The sequence below is a fragment of the Caniella muris genome (assembly GCF_943193035.1).
GTDB lineage: Bacteria > Actinomycetota > Coriobacteriia > Coriobacteriales > Atopobiaceae > Granulimonas > Granulimonas faecalis.
The window spans coordinates 996,626-1,015,584 of sequence record NZ_CALPCK010000001.1 but is presented as its reverse complement, the minus strand read 5'-3'; the positions used below and the strand labels follow the sequence as shown (position 1 = coordinate 1,015,584).

The 18,959-nt window shown below is 70.8% G+C and carries 20 protein-coding genes and 2 tRNA genes; 14 read left to right on the top strand and 8 right to left on the bottom strand.

Annotated features, from left to right (window positions below; translation table 11 throughout):
• Positions 1–27: 27 nt before the first annotated feature.
• From NFR49_RS04410 to NFR49_RS04350, 13 genes are all read left to right on the top strand, one after another.
• The gene (locus NFR49_RS04410) at positions 28–1,074 is read left to right on the top strand and encodes an NAD(P)-dependent oxidoreductase (RefSeq protein ID WP_251158433.1); all 1,047 of its coding nucleotides are present in this window, start codon (positions 28–30) and stop codon (positions 1,072–1,074) included.
• On the top strand, positions 1,064–1,507 hold the full coding sequence (locus tag NFR49_RS04405; RefSeq protein WP_251158432.1) for a hypothetical protein: 444 nt from the start codon (positions 1,064–1,066) through the stop codon (positions 1,505–1,507). Before NFR49_RS04410 ends, NFR49_RS04405 begins: the two co-directional genes overlap by 11 nt.
• A 48-nt stretch (positions 1,508–1,555) precedes the next feature.
• The gene (locus tag NFR49_RS04400; RefSeq protein ID WP_251158431.1) at positions 1,556–2,122 is read left to right on the top strand and encodes a hypothetical protein; all 567 of its coding nucleotides are present in this window, start codon (positions 1,556–1,558) and stop codon (positions 2,120–2,122) included.
• A 31-nt stretch (positions 2,123–2,153) separates the two neighbouring features.
• Entirely contained in the window at positions 2,154–3,248 is a 1,095-nt protein-coding gene (locus tag NFR49_RS04395) for an isocitrate/isopropylmalate dehydrogenase family protein (RefSeq protein WP_251158430.1), read from the top strand.
• A 110-nt stretch (positions 3,249–3,358) separates the two neighbouring features.
• Positions 3,359–4,285, top strand: a complete 927-nt coding sequence (locus tag NFR49_RS04390; protein ID WP_251158429.1) for a SurA N-terminal domain-containing protein — start codon at positions 3,359–3,361, stop codon at positions 4,283–4,285.
• Between the two features lie 25 nt (positions 4,286–4,310).
• Positions 4,311–5,507 carry a purine-nucleoside phosphorylase gene (locus NFR49_RS04385; RefSeq protein ID WP_476727400.1) on the top strand — a complete coding sequence of 399 codons (1,197 nt, stop codon included), beginning with the start codon at positions 4,311–4,313 and terminating at the stop codon, positions 5,505–5,507.
• Between the two features lie 48 nt (positions 5,508–5,555).
• Positions 5,556–5,631: transfer RNA gene (locus tag NFR49_RS04380), tRNA-Thr, on the top strand.
• A gap of 342 nt (positions 5,632–5,973) precedes the next feature.
• A complete protein-coding gene (locus tag NFR49_RS04375) occupies positions 5,974–7,041 on the top strand; it encodes a macro domain-containing protein (RefSeq protein ID WP_251158427.1) in 1,068 nt (355 codons plus the stop codon).
• A 164-nt stretch (positions 7,042–7,205) separates the two neighbouring features.
• A complete protein-coding gene (locus NFR49_RS04370; protein ID WP_251158426.1) occupies positions 7,206–7,883 on the top strand; it encodes a vWA domain-containing protein in 678 nt (225 codons plus the stop codon).
• 68 nt (positions 7,884–7,951) lie between these two features.
• Positions 7,952–8,719: a copper homeostasis protein CutC gene (locus tag NFR49_RS04365; protein ID WP_251158425.1), complete on the top strand. Its 768-nt coding sequence runs from the start codon at positions 7,952–7,954 to the stop codon at positions 8,717–8,719.
• Positions 8,720–9,205: 486 nt separating this feature from the next.
• Positions 9,206–9,290 (top strand) — tRNA-Leu (locus NFR49_RS04360).
• A 204-nt stretch (positions 9,291–9,494) separates the two neighbouring features.
• Positions 9,495–10,457, top strand: a complete 963-nt coding sequence (locus NFR49_RS04355; protein ID WP_251158424.1) for a DMT family transporter — start codon at positions 9,495–9,497, stop codon at positions 10,455–10,457.
• A complete protein-coding gene (locus NFR49_RS04350) occupies positions 10,447–11,091 on the top strand; it encodes an HAD family hydrolase (RefSeq protein WP_251158423.1) in 645 nt (214 codons plus the stop codon). The genes NFR49_RS04355 and NFR49_RS04350 overlap by 11 nt, the downstream gene beginning before the upstream one ends.
• Here NFR49_RS04350 and NFR49_RS04345 read toward each other — a convergent pair.
• The 5 genes from NFR49_RS04345 to NFR49_RS04325 form a co-directional block, all read right to left on the bottom strand.
• Positions 11,088–11,792, bottom strand: coding sequence for a nucleoside/nucleotide kinase family protein (locus NFR49_RS04345; protein ID WP_251158422.1), 705 nt, complete (start codon positions 11,790–11,792; stop codon positions 11,088–11,090). The genes NFR49_RS04350 and NFR49_RS04345 overlap by 4 nt on opposite strands.
• The gene (locus tag NFR49_RS04340; protein ID WP_251158421.1) at positions 11,771–12,031 is read right to left on the bottom strand and encodes a zinc-ribbon domain-containing protein; all 261 of its coding nucleotides are present in this window, start codon (positions 12,029–12,031) and stop codon (positions 11,771–11,773) included. Before NFR49_RS04340 ends, NFR49_RS04345 begins: the two co-directional genes overlap by 22 nt.
• Positions 12,032–12,163: 132 nt before the next feature.
• A complete protein-coding gene (locus NFR49_RS04335; RefSeq protein WP_251158420.1) occupies positions 12,164–13,087 on the bottom strand; it encodes an alpha/beta fold hydrolase in 924 nt (307 codons plus the stop codon).
• Between the two features lie 59 nt (positions 13,088–13,146).
• Positions 13,147–13,992, bottom strand: a complete 846-nt coding sequence (locus NFR49_RS04330; protein WP_251158419.1) for a DMT family transporter — start codon at positions 13,990–13,992, stop codon at positions 13,147–13,149.
• A 92-nt stretch (positions 13,993–14,084) separates the two neighbouring features.
• Entirely contained in the window at positions 14,085–15,122 is a 1,038-nt protein-coding gene (locus NFR49_RS04325) for a threonine aldolase family protein (protein ID WP_251158418.1), read from the bottom strand.
• A gap of 167 nt (positions 15,123–15,289) precedes the next feature.
• Between NFR49_RS04325 and NFR49_RS04320 the strand changes: the two genes are divergently transcribed.
• Positions 15,290–16,327: a branched-chain amino acid aminotransferase gene (locus NFR49_RS04320; RefSeq protein ID WP_251158417.1), complete on the top strand. Its 1,038-nt coding sequence runs from the start codon at positions 15,290–15,292 to the stop codon at positions 16,325–16,327.
• A gap of 199 nt (positions 16,328–16,526) precedes the next feature.
• On the opposite strand, the gene NFR49_RS04315 is transcribed toward NFR49_RS04320, so the two are convergent.
• The 3 genes from NFR49_RS04315 to NFR49_RS04305 all read right to left on the bottom strand — a co-directional run bounded on the left by NFR49_RS04315 (position 16,527) and on the right by NFR49_RS04305 (position 18,861).
• Positions 16,527–17,297 (bottom strand): amino acid ABC transporter ATP-binding protein, encoded by a 771-nt coding sequence (locus tag NFR49_RS04315; RefSeq protein ID WP_251158416.1) that lies wholly within the window; start codon positions 17,295–17,297, stop codon positions 16,527–16,529.
• 9 nt (positions 17,298–17,306) lie between these two features.
• Positions 17,307–17,960, bottom strand: a complete 654-nt coding sequence (locus NFR49_RS04310) for an amino acid ABC transporter permease (RefSeq protein WP_251158415.1) — start codon at positions 17,958–17,960, stop codon at positions 17,307–17,309.
• A 73-nt stretch (positions 17,961–18,033) separates the two neighbouring features.
• Positions 18,034–18,861 carry an amino acid ABC transporter substrate-binding protein gene (locus tag NFR49_RS04305; RefSeq protein ID WP_251158414.1) on the bottom strand — a complete coding sequence of 276 codons (828 nt, stop codon included), beginning with the start codon at positions 18,859–18,861 and terminating at the stop codon, positions 18,034–18,036.
• Positions 18,862–18,959: the final 98 nt, after the last annotated feature.

Genomic DNA, 18,959 nt, shown 5'->3' with positions numbered 1-18,959 from the left:
GGGCCCGATTTCCAAGAGAGGTACTGGATGAGAAAGATCGAACGCATCGGCTTCGTGGGCTGCGGCATCATGGGTGCCCCCATCGCCCGGCACCTCCTCGAGGCCGGCTTCGCCGTGACCGTGTGCACCCGCACCCCCGAGAAGGCCCGGCCCCTCCTGGACGCCGGCGCCCGGTGGGCCCCCACCCCCGCGGCCGCCTGCGAGGGCGCCCAGGCGGTCTTCACCATGGTGGGCATGCCGGAGGACGTCGAGGAGGTGTACCTGGGCCGCGACGGCCTCCTGGCCGCCGCCGAGCCGGGCACGTTCCTCGTGGACCTCACCACGTCGCGCCCGGAGCTCGCACGGGAGCTCTCCGAGGCCGCCGCGGCCATGGACGTCACGGCCTTCGACTGCCCGGTCACCGGGGGCCAGGAGGGGGCCGAGGCGGGCACCCTCACCCTCATCGCCGGCGCCACCGAGGCCCAGGCGGCCCCGCTGCTGGGCGCCCTGGAGGCCTTCTCCAACCGCATCTTCTGGTTCGGCCGCCCCGGTGCCGGCCAGGCCGCCAAGCTGTGCAACCAGGTCTCGCTGGCGGGCGCCATGGTCGGCGCCTGCGAGGCCGTGGCGTTCGCCCGCGCCCAGGGCCTGCCCGTGGGGGAGGTTTGCGAGATGGTGGGCTCCGGCATGGGCGCCACCCGCGCCCTCGGGGCCTTCGCCGCCAAGATGGAGGAGGGCGACTGGAAGCCCGGGTTCAAGGTGTGCCACATGGCCAAGGACCTCGGCCTGGCCGTCGAGGCCGCCGACGACGAGGGGCTTGCGCTCCCCGGTGCCGAGACCGTGCGCGCCCTGTACCGCGCCCTGGAGGGCATGGGCGGGGCCGACCTCGGCACCCAGGCCCTCGAGGTGCTCTACGAGGAGGAAGCCGACGCCGCGGCGGCGGGCCTCGACTGGTCCCACGCGGCCCTGGACGACGAGGGCGACGGCGACGGTTGCTGCGGCGGCCACCACCACGGCGACGGCCACGACGGCTGCTGCGGCCATCACCACCACGGCCACGACGGCTGCGGCTGCTCCGGGGAGGGCCATGGGCACTGACGGCTTCGCCATGGCGGTGGTGGGCCTCATGCTCGCCATCTTCGGCATCGTGCTGGGCTTCGGGATCGGCAGCCGCCTCGCCGAGGACGTGACCGACCGCAAGACCTACTGGAAGTACAACGCCGTCGCCTACGCCGCCGGCATCCTCGTCTCGGCCCTCGTCTGGGCCACGGGCTGGTCGGTGCTCGCCTTCGGCACCGTCGGCTGCCTGGGCGGCGTGATCGCCGGCCTCAAGATGGGCTACGGCGAGGCCGTGGGCCCGTGGGTCACCCACGACCGCTTCCTGGGACTCAACACCAGGAAGGGCCGGCACCCCCGGCCCAAGAGGACCGCCTCCACCGGCACCGGTTGGGCCAGGCGCAGGCCCGAGGGTGAGGGGGAGTCCGACGAGCCCGAGCTCATGTCGGTCTCCGATCCCGAGAAGCGCCGCTGACAGATCGCGGGCGCCGGAACCGCGGCGCCCAGAAAGGAGGGCCTACCCATGGCCGACAACGACATCGAGAAGCTCATCGAGGACCTCTCCGCCCCCGGCAGGCGCGCCCGCCAGGACGCCGCCCACGCGGTGGCCGCCCTCGCGGCGGAGGACCCCGCGGCCGTGGCGCCCCACGTCGAGGAGCTCTGCGACGCCCTCGAGCGCCCCGAGGCCCAGACCCGCTGGGAGGTGCTCTCTGCCCTGACCTCGCTCGCCGCGGTGGACAAGGAGGCCTGCGCCGCCGCCGTGGAGAGCGCCGAGGCGTCGCTCTTCGACGAGGACTCCTCCATGGTGCGCCTCGCCGCCTTCCGCCTCATCGTCCAGGCCGGCCTCGGGGGCGCCGAGGAGGCCGAGCGCGTGTGGCCCGTCCTCGACGAGGCGGTCCAGTGCTTCCACGGCGACCCGGAGTACCGCGACATGCTCGTGGCCCTCGTGTCGTTCGCCCAGGGCCCGGCGCCCAAGGACGTCCGCGACGCCCTCGCCGAGCGCGTCTCGTTCGACGCCGAGAAGTCCACGCTGCCCTACATCAAGGCCTACTCCCAGGAGATCGTCGAGGCCGCCAAGGCCGACCGCTGACGGTCCCGCGGAGCAGAGAGAGGAGAGTCCCGTGACCCACGACGTCACCCTCATCCCCGGGGACGGCATCGGCCCCGAGATCGCCGCGGCCATGGAGGAGGTCGTCGCCGCCACCGGCGTCGACGTCCGCTGGAGGCGCGAGCGCGCGGGGGCCCAGGTCTACGAGGAGTGCGGCACGCCGCTGCCCGACTCGGTGCTCGAGGCCGTCGCCGAGACGAAGGTCGCCATCAAGGGCCCCACCGCCACCCCGGTGGGCTCCGGGTTCCGCTCCATCAACGTGGCCCTGCGCCGCGCGTTCGACCTCTACGCCTGCGTGCGGCCGTGCCTCTCCATGCCCGGGGACGGCAGCCGCTACCGCGACGTGGACCTCGTGGTGGTGCGCGAGAACACCGAGGACCTCTACGCCGGCGTGGAGTTCGAGGCCGGCACCCCCGAGGCGGGGCACATCATCGCCTCGGTGAACGAGCGCACGCCCGGAGCCATCAGACCCTCCTCGGCCATCTCGGTCAAGCCCATCTCGCCCGAGGGCTCCGAGCGCATCGTGCGCTACGCCTTCGAGTACGCGCGCAGCCGCGGCCGCAGGAGGGTGTGCTGCGTGCACAAGGCCAACATCATGAAGGCCACCGACGGCCTGTTCATGCACGTGGCCGAGCGCGTGGCCGAGGACTACCCCGACATCGCCTTCGAGTGCCGCATCGTGGACGCCTGCTGCATGGGCCTCGTGTGCGATCCGGCGGACTTCGACGTCCTCGTGCTGCCCAACCTCTACGGCGACATCGTGAGCGACCTCTGCGCCGGCCTCATCGGCGGCCTGGGGCTCGCCCCCGGCGCCAACATCGGCAGCGAGTGCGCCATCTTCGAGGCCACCCACGGCTCGGCGCCCGACATCGCCGGCAAGGACATGGCCAACCCCACGGCCCTGATCCTCTCGGCGGCCATGATGCTCGACCACCTGGGGGAGCCCGGCGCCGCCGACGCCGTGCGCGACGCCGTGCGCGAGGTGCTGGCGGAGGGAACGAGCGTCACGGCCGACATCCGCCGTGCCCTCACCGGCTCCGCCGAGGGGGCCGTGGGATGCGCCGCGTACGGCCACGCCGTGGCGGAGGCCGTCAGGTCGCGTGTGTAGGGTTGTGGTTCCCCCTCGCATTTAAAGGGAGTTTTTGGTTTCCTATACAGAACCTGTCAAAATCATCGCATTGCATCGATGCAAGTGACCGAGGAGAAGGGATTCGTCTCATGGCAGACGAGAAGAAGAAGGACGCCCTGCCGCCCCTGGGCGACGACAAGGGGGGCAAGGCCAAGGCCCCCAAGGCCCCCAAGAAGCCGGCCGAGAAGCGCTTCACCGTGCCGGTGTTCGCGGTCTGCGTCGTCGCGGCGGCCGTGATCGGCGTGCTCGTGGGCAAGTTCCTGCTCGGCGGCCTCGTCGGCGGCGCCGTGACGGGCAAGACCACGCTCTCCGAGGGCGAGCTCGACAGCACCGTGGGCTCCTACGTCTACCAGGGCCAGACCCACGCCATCACCGCGCGCCAGGCCCTCGAGGCCGCCACGGGCGTGGACGCCGCCAAGCAGGACGACGGCACCTACACCATGCCCTCCGCCGACAACGTGCTCGACTACGCCCGCAACCAGGTGCTCGCCGTGGCCGTCAAGGCCGAGGGCATCGAGGTCTCCGACGAGGACATGGCCACCTACGCCAAGGACACCCTGGGCACCGACGACTACGCCAGCCTCGCCTCCACCTACGGCATGAGCGAGGACGAGGTCAAGGAGGTCGTGCGCCAGTCCGCCGGCGTCAAGCGCCTTTACGACAAGGTCGTGGGCTCCGACGACTCCGCCCAGGCCCCCGAGACCCCGGCCGAGCCCGCCGAGGGCTCCGAGGACGCCGCCACCGCTGACTACGGCAAGTACATCGTGGGCTTGCTCGGCGACGAGTGGGATGCCGACAAGGGCACCTGGGCCCGCGAGGACGGCCCGTACTACGCGGCCCTCAAGGACCAGAGCTTCTCGGCCGACTCCGCCACCTACGACCAGGCCATGACGGCGTATTATGTGGCCTACCAGCAGTATTCGCAGCAGGCCAGCAGCCAGTCGGCCACGTGGAGCCAGTACGTGAACGGCCTGCTCGCCAACGCCTCGATCTCCATCGGGGAGCTGGTGTCGTAAGGCCGCGCCTCCGATTGGCTGACCCATGGACATCCTGGTGAGCAACTGTCTTCTTGGCGCCCCCTGTCGCTACGACGGGGGCGCCAAGCCCGTTGACGGGGTCATCGGGCTCTGCTCGCGGCCGGGCGTCACCGCGCACCCGGTGTGCCCGGAGTGCGCCGGGGGCCTGCCCGTCCCGCGCCCGCCGGCCGAGATCCGCGACGGCCGCGTGTACCTGGAGTCGGGTCGGGACGTCACCGAGGAGTTCGAGGCCGGCGCCCGGGCCACGCTGGAGACGGCGCGGCGCGTGCGGCCGGCCTTCTGCGTGCTCAAGGCCAAGAGCCCCAGCTGCGGCCGGGGACGCGTCTACGACGGCACGTTTTCCGGCAACCTTGTGGCAGGCGACGGCATCGCCTGCGACCTGCTCGTGAAGGAGGGGTTTTTCGTGACAGACGAGAGGACGGTCGAGCGCTGCCATCCCACCATGGAGCATCCCGTGGCCATCTGCCTGGGCAGCGGCCTGGGGTCGGTGGCGAGGCTCGTGAAGCCGGTGCGCCGCATCCCGTACGCCGACATCGACGGCTTTCCCGCGGGGGCGCGCCCCGTGGCAGGCCACAGCTTCGAGGCCACCGTGGGCACGCTCGACGGCGTGCCGGTGGTGGTCTACCCGGGCCGCGTGCACCTGTACCAGGGCTACTCCGTGCGCGAGGTGACGAGCCTCGTGCGCCATGCGCACCACCTGGGCTGCCGCGACATCGTGTTCGCCGCGGCGGCCGGCGCCATCGACGGCCAGGCGCCGCTCGGCCTGGGCCTCGTGAGCGACCAGCTCAACCTCACCGGCCAGAACCCCCTCGTGGGCGACGAGGGCCTGCGCGGCGTGGACAACGCCTTCGTGGACATGAGCGACGCCTACACGCCGTACCTGCGCCAGGTGGCCAAGGCCGTGGCCGGGGACCTGGGCGTCGAGCTCTCCGAGGGCGTGCTGGCGGGCATCTCCGGCCCGAGTTTCGAGAGCCCGGCCGAGGCGCGCGCCATGGCGCTCTGCGGCGCCAGCTACACGGCGATGTCCGTGGTCAACGAGGTGGTGCTGGCCCACGCCCTGGGCATGGAGGTGCTGGGCGTCACGCTCTCCGCCAACAAGGCCGGCGCCGCGGGCGTGAGCCACGAGACGGTGCTTGCCTACGCCGAGGGCCACGAGGCGGACTTCGAGGCGCTGCTGAGGGGCGTGCTCACCAGGCTTTGACGGCCGGGGTTGAAATCCCGGGGATGAGCCCGTATACTACGAGGTCGCGCCAGTTTAGCTCAGTTGGTAGAGCACCGCTCTCGTAAAGCGGGGGTCATCGGTTCAAGTCCGATAACTGGCTCCAGTGAAATCGCAGGTCGGAGGGTGTACTAGCCCTCCGACCTTTTTTATGGCACGAGTTTGCAGCGGTTTGCACGTGCCGCGCTGGCGATTTGGTACTTTGCACGTGCAGCGCTGGCGGTTTGGTACTTTTCTTCGGGAGTGGGGCCCCAAAACCACCAAACGGGTGCCCGTTTGGTGGTTTAGATGAACTCATTAACGAAAAACTACCAAACGGCCTCGGCCGGCGCGCAGCCGGTTCCTGGCGCACCCGGCACCCGGCGCCGCTTCCCGGGACGCTGCCCCGGCGCCCTCAATCTGTCACCATGCAAACCAGCCCCATCCCATGCCGTCCGAGAGGAGCCCCATGCCGTTCCAGCTGCGCCACGGCGACCTGGTCGAGACCCCGGCGGACGCCCTGGTGAACGCCGTCAACGAGCGGCTTGCCCCTGGAGGGGGCGTGTGCGGGGCCATCTTCGAGGCGGCAGGCCCCGCCGAGCTCGACGCCGCCTGCCGCGCCGTGTCCCCGTGCCCCACGGGATCGGCCGTGGCCACCCCGGCCTTCGGGCTGCCGGCCAGGCACGTGATCCACGCCGTGGGCCCGCGGTGGCAAGACGGCCGCCATGGCGAGCGGGAGCTCCTGGCCTCGGCCTACCGGTCGGCCCTCGCCGTGGCCTCCTCGCTGGGCGACCGGTCGGTGGCCTTCCCCCTCATCTCCGCCGGCATCTACGGCATGCCGCGCGAGACCGCCCTCGAGGTGGCCACCGGGGCCATCACCGGCTATCTCGCCGACACCGACGACTCCCTCGAGGTCTCCCTCGTCCTTTTCGACGAGCCCGCGGCCCTGCGTCGGACCCTTCCCCCCGGTCTCACGGCCTACCTCGAGGAGCAGGGCGTCGACGTCGGGTCGTCGCCGGACCTGGACCGCTCCATGGCCCCGGGGGACACGGGCGCCTTCTATCCCCAGGCGGCGCCCGCGATGCCGCAGGCAGCCCCCTGCGCAGCTCCCCGGGACGCCGCCGGACCCCGGGACACCGCAGTGCCGCCGAGGCGGCGCTCTGTCAAGGACCTGCTCTCCCGGCGCCTCGCCTCCCTCGACAAGGGCTTCTCCGAGACGCTCCTCGACCTCATCGACGAGCGCGGCCTCGCCGACTCCGCCGTGTACCACCGCGCCAACATGAGCCGGCAGCACTTCTCCAAGATCCGCTCCAACCCCGACTACCGCCCGGGCAAGTCCACGGTCCTGGCCCTCGCCGTGGCGCTGGAGCTGCCTCTGGCCCAGGCCGAGACCCTCCTGGCGCGCGCCGGCTACGCGTTCAGCCCGTCGTCGGCAGCGGACGTCATCGTGCGGTGGTTCATCGAGGAGGGCCGCTACGACATCTTCGAGATCAACGAGGCCCTCTACGCCTACGACCAGCGGCTCCTCGGCGCCTGACCGCATCCATCAACAAAGAAATATGCGAAGTGACAGATGGGCCAGGCACCGCTGTCACGCGCTGCCGCGGCGGTGCGATGTCGCCCGGCAGGTTACCTTCGCCAGGCCGTGCCCCCGTAGGCTGTGATCAGTCGACGGGGCACCGCCCCAGAAGGGAGCCAGCCATGAAGGGTCACAACGAGGAGCTCGTGTTCGTCATCGACAAGAGCGGGTCCATGTCCGGGCTCGAGGCCGACACCGTGGGAGGGTACAACTCCGTGCTCGACCGCAACCGCACGGGGGAGGGGAGCGCCTGGGTCACATGCGTGCTCTTCGACACGGGGTTCGAGGTCGTCCACGACCGCGTGCTCATCGAGACCGTCGAACCGCTCAGGCGCTCCGACTACGTTCCCGGCGGCTGCACCGCGCTGCTCGACGCCGTGGGCCGCACCATCGAGCGCGTGGCCCTTGTGCAGAGCCACCTGCCTGACGGCTTCAGGCCCGACCACACCACTTTCGCCATCATCACCGACGGCGAGGAGAACGCCAGCGGCAGCTTCACCTACCCCATGGTCAAGGAGATGATCGAGGGCAAGGAGCGCGAGGGTTGGGAGTTCCTGTTCCTGGGCGCCAACATCGACGTCGCCTCCCACGCCGCGTCCATGGGCATCCGCCCGGCCATGGCCACGAGCTACTCGGCCGACGAGACCGGCACCTGGGCGGCGTTCGACTCCTTTGCCGGCGCCGTGGCCCAGGCCAGGTCCTGCGGGGCGGTGGACGGCTCCTGGTCGGCGCCCACCAAGGCCGACGAAGGCCGCCGCCGCGGTGGGAAGGGCCGCGGTCGTGGGCGCTTCCGCCGGTAGCGGACGGTGCCGTCGTCCGGCGGCTCGGCTACCCTTGGGTGAACGCCTTCATGCCGAGAGGAGCCGCCGTGAGCCGCGTCGCGCCTGACCGTCCCATAACCGTCGAGGTCTGCTGCGGGGGTGTCGCCGACGCCCTTGCGGCCGAGGAGGGCGGCGCCGGGCGCGTGGAGCTCAACGCGGCGCTGCCCCTGGGCGGCCTCACGCCGACCGCGGCCGCCGTGGAGGAGGTGCGTCGGATGACGGGGCTGCAGGTCGTGGCCATGGCCCGGCCCCGCGCCGGTGGCTTCTGCTACGGGGACGCCGACTGGTCCCAGCTCCTGGCCGAGGTGGACGCCCTGCTCGCGGCCGGTGCCCACGGGGTGGCGTTCGGCTGCCTGACGCCCGAGGGTGCCGTGGATGCAGCGCGCGTCCGCGAGGTGGTGGGCCGGGTCCACGGCGCGGGGGCGGAGGCCGTCTTCCACCGGGCCTTCGACCTGGTGCCCGATGCCGACGGGGCCATGGCCGTCCTCGCCGGTGCGGGGGTGGACCGCCTACTCACGAGCGGCCAGGCGCCCACGGCCCCGGAGGGCGCGGGGCTCATCGCCCACCTGCAGGGGGCGTGGGGTGCGCGGGTACAGGTCCTGCCGGGATCCGGCGTGCGCCCGGGCAACGCGGCGGCCCTCGTGGCTGAGACGGGCGTGGGGCAGGTGCACTCGTCCTGCTCGGGGTTCGTGGCCGCTCCCGGCGCCGCGGCGGTGGCCCACGGCGTGGACTTCTCGGTGCCGGGCTGCGGCCCGGAGCGGTTGCCCTGCGTGGACCCGGGGACGGTCCGGGAGCTGGTGGCCGTGCTGCGGTAGGGGGAGCGGGGGCGGCGTGGTCCACGGTTTTGCGCGAAGGACCTTCAGTGCGCGATAGGTCTGGCATGAAAGGCTGTCAATGCGCGATTTTGGGTCTGAGAAGCTCGTTTTTCGCGCAATGGCGGCGTTTCATGCCAGTGGAACCGCACATCGGAGCCTCTTCGTGCCAAGCCGCACACTGAGGGTGTTCGCGCCACGGCGTGCCGTCGACCCCTCGCCCAGTGAGCGCGACACTGAAGCCGGTTGTTTTTCCTTGAGGCTGAGACACTGTGCACTATGCAATCCTCCATCGCAGCGTCGTTGCCGGTGGGTCATCACCTACAGGCTGGCCCATCGGCAAGATAACCCCCCAAGGGCACTGCCAGGTAGAAGTGACAGATGGGCCAGCCACCGCTGTCAGAGGTCATCGAGAGAAAGAAATAGCGGGCAGAGCCAGACGGTACGAAACCGTCCTCTCTGAAACCCGCTACTTGCTTTATACCGCATCGGCCCGTGGCGGAACAGGGGGACGCGCACGCCCTAGGAGCGTGTGGGGGGCAACCCCATGTGGGTTCGAATCCCACCGGGCCGACTACACCCCTCCTGCGTCCAACGGTCAGGACGCCGTGGAATGACAGACGAACCAGGCACCGCCCCACCCCGCACGCGCCCGTCCGGAACATCATCATCGCAACATGCTAAGTGACAGATGGGCCAGGCATCGCTGTCACGCGTCCCGTCGCGGGTCCCCGCTATACTGGGACGTCGGCCCCGCACCCCGTGCACAAGGAGAACCATGGCCCTACCCGCAGGCTTCTTCCGCCGCGCCGTCTCGTCGCCGACGGCGGCCAAGCTCATGCTCGTGGCCTGTGCCGTCATCTGGGGGTCCTCGGCGTTCATGATGAAGGACGCCACCGAGTCGCTGCCGGTCTTCTGGCTCCTTGCCATCCGGTTCGGCATGGCCGCCGTCCTCATGCTCGTCGTCTTCTTCAAGAACGTCCGCGCGCACCTCGACCGCCGCACCATCGGCGTAGGGCTGCTCCTCGGCCTGTGGGAGTGGGGCGGCTACGCGGTGCAGACCGTGGGCCTCACCATGACCACGCCCGGCAAGAGCGCCTTCATCACCGGCAGCTACGTCGTCATGGTCCCCTTCATCGCCTGGGCCATGGGCATGGGCCGGCCCCACCGCTGGGACCTCGCGGCGGCCGCCGTGTGCCTGGCGGGCCTCGGCTTCGTGGGGCTCGACGGCGGCGGCCTCGTCAACCTCGGCGACGTCCTCACCGTGGTGTGCGCCCTGCTCTTCGCCCTGCAGTTCGTCGAGGTGGCGCGCCGCGGCGGCGAGCTCGACATCTGGGCCCTCACGGCCTGGCAGTTCATCGCCATGTTCGGCCTGTCGGCGCTGCTCGCGGTCTTCGAGCCCGCCCCGTCGCCGGCCACCTTCACGCCGCCGCTGGTCCTGCAGCTCGTCTACTTCGGCGTCGTGTGCTCGTTCGTGAGCCTCGCCGCCATGAACTACGCCTTCACCCGCGTGCCCCCGGCGGAGGGGTCGCTCCTCGCCTGCCTCGAGTCGCCCGCGGGTGTCCTCTTCTCCGTCATGGCCGGCCACGAGATCCTGTCGGGGCGCCTGGTCCTCGGCTTCGCCCTGATCTTCGCCGCCGTGCTCATCTCCAACGGCTGGCCTTGGTACCGCGAGCGCCGGGCCAAGGCTGCCGAGCAGCCCGAGCAACCCGAGACCCCTGGGAGGAACCATGCGTCCTGAGACCATCGAGGCCGTCTGCTTCGACTTCGACGGCACCCTGGCCGACACCGAGCCCCTCGGCATAGAGCTCGACCTCGAGGCCTACCGGTCCCTTGGGCTCGACGTGCCGCTGGAGGAGGCCCACACCGTCTGCGGCACCGACGGCAAGGCGTCCGTCGAGGCCATCCTCGCCAACCACGGGCGCCCCGACCTGACGGCCGAGGACTTCGAGGCCCGGCGCCGCCCCAGCTCCCAGATCTACCGCTCCATGGACATCACGGTCTTCCCCGGGGCCTTCGAGTGCGTCCGCTCGCTCAGGGCCGCCGGCGTCAAGTGCGCCGTCGTCTCCACCACGGCCGCCTGCGACCTCGCCTACGGCCTGTCGCGCATCGGCGCCATGGACTGCTTCGACGCCATGGTGGGCGGCGACATGGTGGAGCACCGCAAGCCGGCACCCGACCCGTACCTGCTGGCCCTGTCGTTCCTGGGGGTGGACGCCTCCCGCGCCCTCGCCGTGGACGACTCCCCGGTGGGCATCGCGAGCGCCAAGGCCGCCGGCCTCCACGTCGTGGCCTTCACCGGCTCGCAGATCCGGCAGGACACCTCCGCGGCCGACGAGACGCTGGCCGCCTGGCCCCTCGACCTGGGGCTCTAGAGCTCCTCGGCGGGCGTGAGCCGCAGCTCGACGTCTGCGGGCAGCCGCCGCTCCAGGCATCGGCGCACGTTGAGTGAATCCGACGCCTCGAAGAACCGCTCGGCGTCCGGGCGGGTCATGCCCCCTGCCACCTTGCGGCCCACCAGACGCTCCCTGAGGAGGGCCGGGTCCACCTCCACCCACACGGTGAGAGGGGAGAGGGGCGCCAGGCCGCGCCACGGCTCCTCGTCGAGGAGCAGGTAGTTGCCTTCCACGATGTAGGTGGGGCAGGTCACGGCCACGGTGTCTCCCACCACGTCGTGGGCCACCCGGGAGTACACGGGCCAGGGGTCGGGATGGATGAGGGCGCGGCGGAGCCCGTGGAAGTCGTAGGTCTCCGGCGCCCCCTTGCGCCCCCGGAGCCCATGGGCCTCGAGCCAGGCGTTGGACCGGTGGAAGCCGTCCATGGACAGGGCGGGGACCCGCTTTCCCTCCGCCATGCAGAGCTCCTCGAGCACCAGGGCCACCGTCGTCTTGCCCGACCCCGGCGGCCCGGCCACGAGCACGGGGCCGGGGCCGGCCAGGATGATGCGGTGGGCCAGGGGCCTGAGGGCGCCGTCGATGTCCTCCTTGGCAAAACGGGCCGCCTGGGGCAGCCCGTTGACCGTGAGGTGGAAGGTCTCGGCAGGGATGGTGCGGCTCACAGCAGGATGAACAGGCATACGGCGGCAAACACCACCAGGGTGGCCCACACCATGTTGGCGATGCGGATGCCGCGCTTCATGAGGGCCCGGTCGGCCGCGCGGTCGAAGGCGCGTGCCTCGCCGCTCGGGGCCGGGGTGTCGAGGTCGGGCTGGATGGGGTGGCGGTGCAGGGAGAAGTCGAAGCGCAGCTCGGACCCGCAGGTGGGACAGAAGCCCGTTTGGTCGGAGACGTCGTGGCCGCAGTTGATGCACTTCATGGGGTGCCTCTTCCCATAGGGTGCGGACAGGTATGCCAGTGGCCCCATTTTACAGCGCGATTTTCATTTGTGAACCCTTTTTGTAAAGCCGATACCGCCAAGGGTTCCATTTCAAAAACCTGTGGCGGTCTGCTACACGCCGCAGGCCTCCTCGACGAAGGCCAGGACGTCGTCGAACACCTCCTGGGCCCCCTCCTCGTTGAGGATCTCGTGGCGCATGCCGGGGTAGAGCTTGCCCGACACGTTGCGGTAGCCGCGGTCGCGCAGGAAACCCTGGGCGTCGTTCCAGGCCCTCTCACCCAGCGTGACGGGGTCGTCGGCGCCGGCGATGAACAGGATGGGCAGGTCCGGGCGGCTGACGGCCCAGCCGTGGATGTCGTAGACGTCGCGCACGAGGGAGAGCAGGTTCTTGTAGCCGTTGAGGGTGAACACGAAGCCGCAGAGGTCGTCCTCGTCGTAGGCCCGCACGTTCCGCTCGTTGGCGGAGAGCCAGCGCAGGGGGTGCTCGCCAGGGAGCCCCTTGCCGTAACCCCCGAAGACCAGGCTGTTCACGAGGGGCGATTTGGCCCGGGGCCCTTTGACCATGGAGAGGGCGTTCACCAGCACCATGGCGGCGTCCTTGCCCGGGTTGTCCCCCGGGGCCCCGCACACCACGAGGCCGTCGATGGCGTCGTCGGAGTCCTTGATCAGGCTCCTCACCACGAGCGACCCCATGGAGTGGCCGAACAGAACCAGGGGGAGCCCGGGGTGGGCCGCCTTGAAGTGCTCCTGGACGCAGAGGAGGTCGCCGACGATGGCCCGGCCCGTCTCGTCCCCAAAGAACCCGAGGTCCTCACTGCTCGCCACGGACGCCCCGTGGCCCCGGTGGTCGTGGACCACGGAGGCGAACCCATGGTCGGCCAGCCACTCCATGAAGGGGTAGTAGCGCTCCTTGTGCTCCTCCATGCCGTGGGAGATCTGGACGAGGCCTTTCAGGCGCCCCTCGGGCACGGTCTCGGCACAGGAGAGCTCCAGACCGTCGAAGGGGGAGGAAAGGGTGAACAGGCGCGGTTCCATGGGACTCCTCGGGTGGAAGGGGGCGTGCGGTTGCGACCTCCCATCATAGGCCCCCGGGGTCAGCGCCGGACCCTGGCGGGGGTCTCCACGAGCCAGATGCCCAGGCACACCACGGCTATGGAGGCCAGGGCCGCCGCACCCAGGGGGTGCCCCTGGTCGCCCAGGGTCAGAAGGGATATGACCACGCCGAACAGCGGCAGGGTGAAGCTGTAGGCCACCACGGAGCTCACCGGGTGCGACGCCAGAAGGACGCTCCAGACGGTGTAGGCAACGGCCGAGACGGCCACGAGCCACGCCAGGACGGCCCAGGCGCCGGCGCCGGTGGGCGACAGCCGGCCGCCGAGGGCCCCGCCGAGGGCGGCGAGGACGGCCCCTCCCATGACGAACTGCCATCCCGCGAGAAGCACCGGGTCGCTCTCGCGGGAGTAGCGGGAGGCCAGGACGCTCGCCACGGCGGCGAACACGGTGGCGAGGGCGAGCAGCCCCTCCCCGCCGAGGGAGAAGCCCATGGCACCGCCCCAGTTGAAGAGGGCGAGGCCGGCCACGCCCGCGAGGGACCCGGCCACCTTGCGCCCGGTCAGGGCCTCGGTGTGGAACACGCAGGCCCCCACCACCAGCGCCACAAAGACCTCGAGCCCCTGGATGAGCGAGGCCGACACCCCGGTGGCGTGGGCAAGCCCCAGGTAGTAGCAGGTGTACTGTCCCACGGTCCAGGTGAGGCAGAGCTTGGCGGCGCTGCGGGTGCCGGCGCGGTCGAGCAGGGGAGGGACCCCTGCCTGCGCCCAGCGGAAGGCCAGGATGCAGGCGCCCGCCAGGAAGAAGCGCACCCCTGCAAAGAGCATCTGGCCCCCGGCGTCGGCACCCCCGATGCCAAAGAGGCCGTAGCCCAGGGAGACCCCGGGCACGGCGCTTCCCCAGAGAAGGCAGCAGGCGAGGGCCCCGACCGCCAGGCCCGGGCGGGTGCCGAGGAACCCGCCGACCCCCTCGTCCGACGCGCTCACCGGGGCAGCCCGGAGCAGAAGGCGACGAGCTCCGCCACGTCGGCCTCCTCGGTGGCCCAGGAGCACACGAAGCGCACCACCTGGCGCCCGTCGGGCAGGGTGAGGAAGACCTCGCAGCCGCAGGCGTCCTCGAGGGTGCGGGCGAGCCCGGCGTCCACGGTGAAGAACTGCTGGTTGGTGTCGCTTCGCAGGTAGGGCTCGTAGCCGGCGGCCACCAGGCCGTCGCGCAGGGCGAGGGCGCACTCGTCGGCGTGCCGGGCCAGGCGCCAGTAGAGGCCGTCCTCGAAGGCGGCGGCGAACTGCACCCCCAGGAGGCGCCCCTTGGCCATGAGACCGCCGCGCATCTTCTGCAGGTAGGGGAAGTCCCGCCGCAGGTCGGGGTCGCGGATCACCACGGCCTCGCCAAAGAGCATGCCGTTCTTGGTGCCCCCGATGGTGAAGGCGTCGGCCCGGCTGGCCATGTGGCCCAGCGACAGGTCGTTGGCGGGCGACTCCAGGGCGGCCCCCAGGCGGGCGCCGTCCACATAGACCTTGCAGCCGTGCCCCTCGGCCCAGTCGCAGACCTCGTCGAAGCGCCTGCGGTCCCACACCCCGCCGAACTCGGTGGAGTCGGTGATGTAGACCAGGGCCGGCCGGGTCATGTGGCGCCCGCAGCTGGTCTGGAACCCCCAGACGTGCTCGGCCTCCTCCACCGAGAGGAACCCGTCCCTGTCGCGGGTGGGGAGCATCGTGCGCCCGCAGGCCCCTACGGCCCCGGTCTCGTGGGTGTTGATGTGGGCGTCGGGGGTGCAGACGACCCCCTCGTAGTCCCGGAGCATGCCCGCCACGCAGATGAGGTTGGCGCTGGTGCCGCCGACGCAGAACTCCACCGCGGCGTCGGGCTGGCCGCAGGCCTCGCGGATGAGGGCCCGGGCCCGCTCGGTGTGGGGGTCGCCCTCGGTGTAGCCCACGGTCTGCTCGCCGTTGGTGGCCACGAGGGCCGCCAGGATCTCGGGGGCGGCCCCCTCGGAGTAGTCGTTCTTGAAGCTGCGCATGGTCCTCCCTGCTGCCGGGCGTCTGGTGGCACGGGGTCAGTATAGCGACCGGGCCCGCGGTCCCCCCATTACGGCCGGGGCCATGGTTGCGCCTCTGTGACGGGGCCCGTCGGGGGGCGGCCCGGCGCCGTAGAATGGCCCGAAGCCGGCAAACGAGAGGACCTGTCATGGAGAAGAAGGACATCGACTGGGGCGAGCTCACCTTCAGCTACCAGCCCTGCGACTACAGCTACGTCTGCGACTACGAGGACGGCGCCTGGGGCGAGGGCGGCCTCACGCCCGACCACACCGTCACGCTCTCGGAGTGCGCAGGCATCCTCCACTACTGCCAGGAGTGCTTCGAGGGCCTCAAGGCCTATACCACCGAGGACGGCTCCATCGTGTGCTTCCGCCCCGACCTCAACGCGCGCCGCATGGCCGATTCTGCCGAGCGTCTCGTCATGCCGCCGTTCCCCGAGGACCGCTTCGTGGACGCCGTGAGGCAGGTCGTGGCCGCCAACGCCGCCTGGGTGCCCCCCTTCGGCTCCGGCGCCACGCTCTACGTGCGCCCCATGATGTTCGCCACCGGCGAGGTCATCGGCGTGCGCCCCGCCGACAGGTACCAGTTCCGCATCCTCGTGACGCCCGTGGGCCCCTACTTCAAGGGCGGCGTGAAGCCCATCACCATCTGCGTGTCCGAGTACGACCGCGCCGCGCCCCACGGCACCGGCAACATCAAGGCCGGCCTCAACTACGCCATGAGCCTCTACCCCTACGAGAAGGCCCACGAGAGGGGCTTCTCGGAGAACCTCTACCTCGACTCCGCCACCCGCACCTACGTGGAGGAGACCGGCGGCGCCAACGTGCTGTTCGTGGACGGGGAGGGCCGCCTCGTGGTGCCCCAGTCCGCCACGGACTCCATCCTGCCCTCCATCACCCGCCGCAGCCTCGTCTCCGTTGCCCGGGACATGCTCGGCATGGAGGTCGTGGAGCGCCCGGTGCGCTTTGACGAGGTGGACGACTTCGTGGAGTGCGGCCTCTGCGGCACCGCCGCGGTGATCAGCCCCGTGGGCCGCATCGTCGCCGGCGACCACGAGGTGGTGTTCAACGGCGGCGCCGACGAGATGGGCCCCGTCATGACCAGGCTCCGCGACACCCTCACCGGCATCCAGGCCGGCACCGTGGAGGCGCCCGAGGGCTGGATCGTGCCGATCCCGGTGGAGTAGGGCCGGTAGGGGCCTCCCCGCCGCGCCGCCCGGGCGTGACAGCGGTGTCTGGCCATTCTGTCGCCTCGCATATTTCCCTGTCGATGTCCGACGGGGACCGGTCTGCCGCCGCGCCCGCGGGCGCGGCGTCTCTCCCTCACGCAGGGATGGGACAAAAGTGCCCGACCGTTGGGACAAAAGTGTCCGGGTGATGGGACAGTCAGTAGCTGGCCAGGAACTCCCTCGTGCGCTCCTCCGCCGGGTGGTCGATGACCTGCTCGGCCGGGCCCTCCTCGACCACGCGGCCGCCGTCCATGAAGACGACGCGGTCGGCCACGTCGCGGGCGAAGGCCATCTCGTGGGTCACGATCACCATGGTCATGTGCCGGGCCGCCAGCTCGCGGATGGCGCGGAGCACGCCCTGGGTGAGCTCGGGGTCCAGGGCGCTCGTGGGCTCGTCGAAGTAGAGCACCTGCGGGTCCATGGCCAGGGCGCGGGCGATGGCCACGCGCTGCTGCTGGCCGCCGGAGAGCTCGCAGGGCACAAGGCCCTCCTTGCCGGCCAGGTCCATCTGGGCGAGGAGCTCCCGCGCCCGGGCCTCGGCCTCGCCGCGGGGCACGCCCTTGACCACCTGCGGGGCGTCGGCCACGTTCTGCAGCACCGTGCGGTGGGGGAACAGGTTGAAGTTCTGGAACACCAGGCCGAACCGCTCCCGTGCGGCCTTGAGCTCCGGCGCCCTGGCGTACACGGCGCGGCCGCCCTCCCCGCGCGCCACCTCGAGGTCCCCGTAGGCCAGGGACCCGTCGTCCAGGCGCTCCAGCAGGGTGAGGCAGCGCAGCAGCGTGGACTTGCCGCCGCCCGACGGCCCGATCACGGCCAGCACGTCGCCGGAGTTCACCTCGAGGGAGATGTCGCGCAGCACCTCGGTGTCGCCGAAGGCCTTGCGCCCGTGGGAGAGGCGCACCACGGCGCCGTCGCGGTTGTCGGTCATGGCGACCCCCTAGTCGTGGTAGTAGGACAGGCGCCTCTCGATGGAGGAGAGCGTCGCCTCGATGAGCAGGTTGATGCCCCAGTAGACGAGGCCGGCGACGAGGTAGGGGACCATCGACACCTCGCGGGCGGCGAGGGCCTTGGCGGCGTTGAACATCTCCATGATGCCCAGCACGAAGGCCAGCGACGTGTCCTTGACCAGCGTGATCACCTCGTTGCCGATGGCCGGCAGGATGCGCTTGACCACCTGGGGCAGCACGATGCGCAGGAAGGTCTGGGAGCGCGTGTAGCCGAGCACCTCGGCCGCCTCGTACTGGCCGCGCGGGATGGACTGGATGCCGGAGCGGTAGATCTCGGCGAAGTACGCGGCGTAGTTGAGGATGAAGCCCACGGCGCAGGCCACGAACTTCCAGTCGGGGCCCATGTTGAGGCCGAAGAGGTAGTACGGGCAGAACATGATGGCCATGAGCTGCAGCATGAGCGGGGTGCCGCGCATGACCGAGATGTAGAGCCGCACCAGGGCGGCCACGGGACGGCAGCGGCTCATGCGCCCGAGCGCCACCACGATGCCCAGGGGCAGGGCGCCCACGAGGGTCACGACGAAGATCTCGAGGGTGAGGACGAGTCCCTGGAGCAGGACGTCCATCATGACTGCGAACTCCATCCGGTGCCTTCCTTACGGAAACGGGCCCCGGCACGCGCGCCCGGGGCCCCGATGCCATGTCTGTCGTGCGGGCCTACCCGAGGGTCCAGTTGCCGTCGTAGTCCACGCCGTACTCGGCGTAGCGCTCGCAGATCTCCTTGGCGGTGCCGTCGGCGGCGAGCTCCTTCAGGGCCTGGGTGACCTTCTCGGCGCGCTCGGTGTCGCCGAGCTTGAAGCCCACGGCGTAGTGCTCGGAGGAGAGGGGCTCGTCGAGCATGACGAAGGCGTCGGGGTTGGCCGAGGTCTGGTAGGCGGCGATGGACAGGTCGCAGGCCACGGCGTCCACCAGGCCGCTTTCGAGCTGGGCGAAGGCGTTGTTGTAGTCCGTGATCTGGTCGAGGGAGCCGAAGGTGGCGGCGAGGTCGGCCCGGTCGTTCTGGAGGACCTCGAGGGCGGCGGAGTCCACCTGGGTGGCCACGGTGCGTCCGGCCAGGCCGTCGTAGCCCTCGATGCCGGAGCCCTTCTTCACCACGATCACCTGCTCGTTGAGCATGTAGGGCTCGGAGAAGGTGTACTTGTCCTCACGGCCCTCCATGGTGAAGCCGTTCCAGATGCAGTTGATGGACCCCTGGTTCATGAGGGCGTCCTTGGCGTCCCAGTCGATGGCCTGGCACTCCAGCTCCCAGCCGAGCCTGTCGCAGACGGCCTGGGCCAGGTCGAGGTCGAGGCCGCAGGGCTTGCCGTCGTCGCCGATGAATCCGTAGGGCGGGTAGGAGTTGTCGTAGCCCACCACGAGCTTCTCGGTGGACGCCTCGGCCTCGGGGGCGCCGCCGGGCGCCCCTTGGGAGCAGGCGGAGAGCCCCACGAGGGCGAGGCATGCGAGGGCGCAGCAGACGAGGGTGGGGAGCAGCTTCTTGGCCATGGGTCCTCCTCGGGCGGGGGTGGTCTGTGGCCTGTCACTTTATCACAGTAAAGCGTCTGGGCGGTTTCCGTCACCTCCTGGCAACAATGGCGGGACCG

Coding starts and splice junctions, on each gene's coding strand:
- NFR49_RS04410 (WP_251158433.1), top strand. CDS start 28: ATGAGAAAGATCGAACGCATCGGCTTCGTGGGCTGCGGCATCATGGGT.
- NFR49_RS04405 (WP_251158432.1), top strand. CDS start 1,064: ATGGGCACTGACGGCTTCGCCATGGCGGTGGTGGGCCTCATGCTCGCC.
- NFR49_RS04400 (WP_251158431.1), top strand. CDS start 1,556: ATGGCCGACAACGACATCGAGAAGCTCATCGAGGACCTCTCCGCCCCC.
- NFR49_RS04390 (WP_251158429.1), top strand. CDS start 3,359: ATGGCAGACGAGAAGAAGAAGGACGCCCTGCCGCCCCTGGGCGACGAC.
- NFR49_RS04385 (WP_476727400.1), top strand. CDS start 4,311: ATGGACATCCTGGTGAGCAACTGTCTTCTTGGCGCCCCCTGTCGCTAC.
- NFR49_RS04375 (WP_251158427.1), top strand. CDS start 5,974: ATGCCGTTCCAGCTGCGCCACGGCGACCTGGTCGAGACCCCGGCGGAC.
- NFR49_RS04370 (WP_251158426.1), top strand. CDS start 7,206: ATGAAGGGTCACAACGAGGAGCTCGTGTTCGTCATCGACAAGAGCGGG.
- NFR49_RS04355 (WP_251158424.1), top strand. CDS start 9,495: ATGGCCCTACCCGCAGGCTTCTTCCGCCGCGCCGTCTCGTCGCCGACG.
- NFR49_RS04350 (WP_251158423.1), top strand. CDS start 10,447: ATGCGTCCTGAGACCATCGAGGCCGTCTGCTTCGACTTCGACGGCACC.
- NFR49_RS04345 (WP_251158422.1), bottom strand. CDS start 11,792: ATGCCTGTTCATCCTGCTGTGAGCCGCACCATCCCTGCCGAGACCTTC.
- NFR49_RS04340 (WP_251158421.1), bottom strand. CDS start 12,031: ATGAAGTGCATCAACTGCGGCCACGACGTCTCCGACCAAACGGGCTTC.
- NFR49_RS04335 (WP_251158420.1), bottom strand. CDS start 13,087: ATGGAACCGCGCCTGTTCACCCTTTCCTCCCCCTTCGACGGTCTGGAG.
- NFR49_RS04325 (WP_251158418.1), bottom strand. CDS start 15,122: ATGCGCAGCTTCAAGAACGACTACTCCGAGGGGGCCGCCCCCGAGATC.
- NFR49_RS04320 (WP_251158417.1), top strand. CDS start 15,290: ATGGAGAAGAAGGACATCGACTGGGGCGAGCTCACCTTCAGCTACCAG.
- NFR49_RS04315 (WP_251158416.1), bottom strand. CDS start 17,297: ATGACCGACAACCGCGACGGCGCCGTGGTGCGCCTCTCCCACGGGCGC.
- NFR49_RS04310 (WP_251158415.1), bottom strand. CDS start 17,960: ATGGAGTTCGCAGTCATGATGGACGTCCTGCTCCAGGGACTCGTCCTC.
- NFR49_RS04305 (WP_251158414.1), bottom strand. CDS start 18,861: ATGGCCAAGAAGCTGCTCCCCACCCTCGTCTGCTGCGCCCTCGCATGC.